This is a genomic window from Microcoleus sp. A003_D6 (genome assembly GCF_036702825.1).
Taxonomy (GTDB): Bacteria; Cyanobacteriota; Cyanobacteriia; order Cyanobacteriales; family Microcoleaceae; genus Microcoleus.
On sequence record NZ_JAUBWA010000002.1, the window covers coordinates 159361 to 165468 of the forward strand.

Below are 6108 nucleotides of genomic sequence, written 5' to 3' on the forward strand. Positions count from 1 at the left end.
AACATTGTGTGGTGCGTCGCCATGAGATTGTCTATCTTCTTTACAGATTTTTAATGGCGACGCACCCTACTCACTTACTCTTTTTCAAAATTTGTCCCTTGTCATCAATTGTCAAACCGCTATTGGGAAAATCGCTCTTTGTCAAACGGCGAATCAATCCCACAGTTTTAAAATTGTTATCAACAGACGGAATACCTTGCCTGTCAAGTTGGATGGGGATAATCTTACCAGAAACAAAATTCCCTTGCGGAGTCATTTTCACATCCAAAATTAGAGATTGACCGAGTGCTCCTGCTGTGGACAAAGTGCGATAACCCAAAAAATTGCCCAGCGAATAAGCAATCAATTTCCCCTTATAAAGTTCCATAGCTCTGGTAACGTGCGGGCCGTGTCCCAAAATCAAATCTGCTCCCGCATCAATCATCGTCCGCGAAAACAAAACCATATTTCCCCGGTTTTCTCCGTAAAATAACTCGTTTTTATTTCTCACATTCAGAGCTCCCGTTCCTTCAGCTCCCGCATGAACTGATATCACTACAATATCAGCGTTTTGCTTCGCTTTTTTGACAATTTCTGCCCCCGCTTTCAGTTCCAGCAAGGAATTGTGAACTTCGCCGTAGTTGCTGAAACCGATAAAGGCAACATTCACGCCCTTGACATTTTGATAAACAATTTGATCTCTTTTGCCAACAGCCTTCATGCCGTTGCTGTCGATGTTTTTAATCGTGTCCTTAAATCCCTGCTCGTTAAAATCGTAAGAGTGATTGTTGGCAACATTCAAAATATCAAAACCAACATCTTTGAAGATTTTGGCATAACTCGGAGGCGTCCGAAAGGCAAACAGCATTCGTCCGCCGCCTGCTTTGGAACTGTAAGGATAATCGGTCATCGTGCTTTCAAAATTGCCAAACAGAATATCAGCTCCTTTGAGGTACGGTTTTACCGACTCTAATAACAGCTCCTTATTTGCCGGCAGTTTGTTGTAGGGAAAATTTGTGCCGGGGATCATGTCGCCAACTGCTTTGATGCTGACAGTGGCGGGCACAGCGGCAGGTTTTTTTGCTGCTTGGGAGGGCGATTTGGGAGCTGGCAAGGGTATGGTTGCGGGTGCAGGTGCGGGTGTCGAGATCGCTTTTTGTACCGCAGGCTTTGACGTTAGAGGGTTAATAGTAGCGGTGGTTGAGGGTTTGTAAAGTTGAGAAGCCAGAACAACGCCGGATATCGGTACGAGAATTAGACTCAGAACACCGAGTGAGATCCCAGATTTTTTAGTTTTAGTGCGGGCTAACTCTGGCTGCCGCGATGGCTTTTGTTGCCGTTGGTTAGCGGGTTTTGGAGTTGGGATTTTAGGGGGTTTGGGCGGGGATTTTTCTGGTGTTTGAGTGTGCCCAGTTGTGAAATTTTGAGTTTTTTCTAGCTTTGGCAAAGCCACAGGAATTGGGGAAGCGGGTACGCGCGAGGCAGCCGCTGCACTCGCGGCAACTGCTGCATTCACGGCAACTGCTGCACTCACGGGTGCGGAAGTCAAGCGTTTTTTTAATTCTACCGTCTGAGTCCAAGCAGGCAATTGCTGGCCGCTGCGCCGCCCGTAAATTGTCACCGAGTAAACGTTATCTGGTTGCAGCCGCTGCAACCCTTTGACTGCGACTCGGAGACAGGCTTCTTCTGCGGGCAATTGTTCTGCTTCCAGCAGCAGGTGCACGCTGTCATGTTCGCGGCTGGCTTTAGCGGTGACGCCGAAGCTTTGGAGTGCTTGGCCGATCAGAAATGCGATCGCCCTGGCATCGCCTTCTTTTGCTAAATTTAAAATATCTTGTTGGCTCACAAACGCGTCTACTCTCACACTAGAAATTTAGCTCGATCTTATATCAAATGTGGCTGGACAAGATTAAATACCGATTGATTTAACTTAAGTAAGTGGGTAAAAATAAACATATTGAAAATCTTCGGTAAAGCCGCCAGAAATACACTCAAAAACTCGGTTTCTCGTTTCCACCGCCAATCCCCCTTGTCTAGGGTGCCCGCCCAGATTAAGACAAACACGATCGGCGCAGCAGCGACGAAACAGTTAAACTCTTTGTCATGCCATGCTATGGGTGAGAAATCAACGGCTTGCCAAGAATCGCCAGCCCGCGACGCAGTGCCTGCACTGCACGTAGCTGAGACTCCGCTTGCTGAGGTGGGCAATCAACTTTCTGGACTTACCCACAACCGATGAAAAACGGATGCTGCGATGTATCCGCACAGCGAACAATGAGAAAAATACCTTATTGATGCGTCCAGGACTGAACTTTCTGATGCGCTGCTTTACCCGCGGCCGCCGATAATGACGCAATTGTGTTAATGAGATCCGGCTCGCTGGCCTCTCAAACCAGAATTTTTAGCGAGAAGGCGTGCTATTTGTAAGTTAGTTGGGCGCATAGCAGCTAGGATCGAGCTAACTCAAGGTTACACTAAAGCTCGTCAGGCGGCGTTGCCTCTCAAAAACCGGATTGAGTCTTATGGCGCACTACCGCTCCACTGTATGTTTATTTACGTGCATTGCCTGTCTGGGCGCTGCCTTCAGTCCAAGTGCGGATGGAAGGCAACATACCCTCAATGCGTCCTACCGGGCTGTTTCCCAAGAAATTGCTCAGGCGAACTCTCCTACGGACGATCGCCCGGACTCTAATTCTCCAAAACCCTCTCCAGCGCCCGATAAAAACAAATCTCAGCCGTCCAAAACGTCAAAATCAAATTCCAAAATCCCGAAACCGATATCCAATTTGATCGTCATTTTGTCTCGCCAGCGGGGGTTTTTAATGTTGGGTTTGGCAGCAGTTGTCGTCACGGCAGCGGCAGTATTTATCTTGCTCAAATTAGTTAGCAGCGGCGAGTCAAATAATTCTAAGCGAAGACGCGGAAGAGTCGATCGCCACAACCAAAGAAACTCTCAATTCACCAATCCCAATTCTCATACAAACTCGCACGAAATTGGACAGCAAGAGGTTTCTTTTGGGGGACAAAAACCGCGGCCAGCATTGCCCTACCCTGTTGATTTCCCAAAGGGCTACAGTCTCGACAGCAGCGATCGACCTTTACCCTTTATCCTAGAATCGGGGGAACCAGAATCCGAGGATGCAGCAGTCGAGGGCGATCGAATTAATTCCGACACCCCGCCCTTGGAAACTCACAGCAACGGCTACAGCGACACAGGTTTCAACATTCCCGAAACAACTAATCGAGCCGATTCCCTAGCGAGTCGGAAGAAAGATATTTCCCTTCCAGAAACGGATGCTAGACCTAAAGTTGATATTATTGAAGCACTGATTGAAGATTTGCAGCACCTAAATCCGGCCAAGAGGCGCAAAGCAATTTGGGAACTCGGCCAGCGGGGAGATTCCAGAGCAGTTGAGCCATTGCTCGATTTGCTAGCAAATTCCGACTCGAAGCAGTACAGTTTAATTTTAGCAAGTCTCTCGGAAATTGGCATTCGCACGCTCAAACCGATGAATAATGCCTGGTCAATTTCGCTGCAAAATGAAAACCCCGAAGTGCGGAAAAATGCGATTCGCGACTTGACGCGGATTTACGAATTGGTGAATCAAATCAGTCACTTGTTGCACCGTGCTACGGACGATCCCGATCCAGAAGTTCAGGAGACTGCTCGCTGGGCCATCAATCAGTTGAACCGCATCCGTCCTCATTCTGGGAGAGATTGATAATCATATAGCAATTTTCAAGTGATGTTATATTTTAGATTTTAGAGGGAAGAATTTATAATTTAGATTATGTTAAAATTAGTGACTAATGACTACTGACTAATGACTGATGACTGATGACTGATGACTAATGACTACTGACTAATGACTACTGACTAATGACTACTGACTAATGACTAATGACTCTTTAAAAATATTGTTCCTGTCAACTTCTGTCGGTCAACTCGGTTCGGGGTTGGGCGGCGGAGTCGAACTTACAGTCCTCAACATTGCTAAAGAATTGCACCGCCGAGGTCATACAATAGCAGTGGTAGCGCCCGTAGGTTCAGTCTTAGAATCAATTCCAGTAATCGAAATAACGGGTGATTTGCAAGTAACAGCCCAAACACAAGATTACAATGATCCTATTGTGATGCCCGCAGATTCTGTGCTGGCGAATATGTGGGAATACGCTCGCAAAGTTCAGGATGAATGGGATGTCATTGTTAACTTTGCCTACGATTGGCTGCCGTTTTATTTGACGCCATTTTTTAGAACTCCGATCGCACATTTGATCAGCATGGGCTCCCTTTCGGCATCTCTCGATCGCATCGCCGGACAAACCGCCGTCCAGTTTCCCGGTACGATCGGAGTTCACACCGCTTCTCAAGCCCAAACATTTGCCTTTGCCGATGGATGTCAGTTGTTGGGAAACGGCATTGATTTATCGCTGTACGAATTTTGCAGCCAACCAGAACCAAAATTAGCTTGGCTGGGCCGCATCGCCCCGGAAAAAGGCTTAGAAGATGCTGTGGCGGTAGCGAAAATTACAGGCATTCCCCTGAAAATTATGGGCAAAATGCAGGATGAGAATTATTGGCAAAAAATTTGTGCAGATTACCCGGATGCTCCGGTAGAATATTTAGGGTTTCTAACAACAATCCAAATGCAGGAGCAAGTCCGCCAGTGCCGAGCCTTGTTGATGACTCCGCGCTGGGTGGAAGCTTTCGGAAATGTCGCGATCGAGGCTTTAGCGTGCGGTGTACCCGTGATTGCTTACGAGCGCGGGGGGCCGGCAGAAATTGTTCGAGACGGACTGACGGGCTTTTTAGTGGAGCCTGACAGCGTAAATGGCTTGGTAGGTGCGATCGCCCGCTTAGACAAAATTGACCGCAGCGCTTGCCGGCGACAAGCAGAGGTAGAATACTCTTTGGAAGCTTTGGGCGATCGTTTTGAACACTGGTTCAAATCTATTCTAAAATTGAGTTAAATAAACTCTTAATCTACCACAACAAAAACTCACAAAAAAAACTATGGCAACCGAACGTTTAGTGCTTTTATCCAGTAGAGAAATAGAAAAAATGCGCCAAGCCGGCCGTTTAGCTGCCGAACTTCTGCTACATCTCGAACCTATGGTAAAACCGGGTGTCAGCACTTTAGCAATTAATGATGAAGCCGAACGCTGGACTTTGGCACACGGGGCAAAAAGCGCTCCGCTAGGTTATAAAGGATTTCCTAAATCTCTGTGTGCAAGCGTCAATGAAGTTGTGTGTCACGGCATCCCAAATGCTAAACAAATTCTGAGAGAAGGTGACATTATTAATATTGATGTAACGCCTTTAGTTGATGGTTATCACGGCGATACTTCCAAAACTTTTTTTGTTGGGAAACCTTCGCCTGTAGCTAAAAGGTTAGTGGAAGTAACTGAGGAATGTCTCAGAAGAGGAATTGCTGAAGTCAAACCGGGGGCTCGTACCGGGGACATCGGTGCAGCGATTCAAGAATATGCTGAAGCACAGGGTTTTTCGGTAGTGCGGAATTTTGCGGGACACGGGGTTCACCGCGTTTTTCACACCGAACCGGAAATTTTGCACTACGGCAAGCGGGGCACGGGAAAGAAGCTCAGACAAGGCATGGTTTTTACGATCGAGCCTATGATTAATGAGGGCACTTGGGAAGTGGAAATTTTGGGCGACGGTTGGACTGCTGTTACTCTAGATGGAAAGCTTTCGGCTCAATTTGAACACACGTTAGCTGTGACAGATTCTGGGGTGGAAATTCTAACTTTGCCTTAGCAATCATTAACAAACAATCTCAAGAGTCCACTCCTAAATTAATAATTAACAATATCCCGTAGGGGCGGGTTTCACAGACAATATCTCACGATTACCAACAATCTAGATAAACCCGCCCCGCCACAACCGATAACCTACATCAACCTGAAATTTGCATAGAATCCGAAAATGTAGGTTTGTATTTATGGTTGGGTGGGGGCGGGTTTGCGAGATTGTCTGTTTCAGTCAGAAATTGTCTGTAAAACCCGCCCCTACGGAATTACGATGATTCACCGTATCCGAAAATGTAGGTTTGTATTTATGGTTGGGTGGGGGCGGGTTTGCGAGATTGTCTGTTTCAGTCAGAAATTGTC

The 6108-nt window shown here is 46.9% G+C and carries 5 protein-coding genes; 3 read left to right on the top strand and 2 right to left on the bottom strand.

The window, feature by feature from the left end:
* Nucleotides 1–70: 70 nt before the first annotated feature.
* Together QUB70_RS01515 and QUB70_RS01520 are read right to left on the bottom strand one after the other, a co-directional pair.
* On the bottom strand, nucleotides 71–1825 hold the full coding sequence (locus QUB70_RS01515) for a CapA family protein (RefSeq protein ID WP_332977969.1): 1755 nt from the start codon (nucleotides 1823–1825) through the stop codon (nucleotides 71–73).
* A gap of 38 nt (nucleotides 1826–1863) precedes the next feature.
* Nucleotides 1864–2187 (bottom strand): hypothetical protein, encoded by a 324-nt coding sequence (locus QUB70_RS01520; RefSeq protein WP_332977970.1) that lies wholly within the window; start codon nucleotides 2185–2187, stop codon nucleotides 1864–1866.
* A 314-nt stretch (nucleotides 2188–2501) separates the two neighbouring features.
* Between QUB70_RS01520 and QUB70_RS01525 the strand changes: the two genes are divergently transcribed.
* From QUB70_RS01525 to map, 3 genes are all read left to right on the top strand, one after another.
* Complete coding sequence (locus QUB70_RS01525) at nucleotides 2502–3701, top strand: HEAT repeat domain-containing protein (RefSeq protein WP_332977971.1); 1200 nt, start codon at nucleotides 2502–2504, stop codon at nucleotides 3699–3701.
* Between the two features lie 172 nt (nucleotides 3702–3873).
* A complete protein-coding gene (locus QUB70_RS01530) occupies nucleotides 3874–4950 on the top strand; it encodes a glycosyltransferase family 4 protein (RefSeq protein WP_332977972.1) in 1077 nt (358 codons plus the stop codon).
* A 43-nt stretch (nucleotides 4951–4993) separates the two neighbouring features.
* Nucleotides 4994–5755 (top strand): type I methionyl aminopeptidase, encoded by a 762-nt coding sequence (gene map / locus QUB70_RS01535; protein WP_332977973.1) that lies wholly within the window; start codon nucleotides 4994–4996, stop codon nucleotides 5753–5755.
* Nucleotides 5756–6108: the final 353 nt, after the last annotated feature.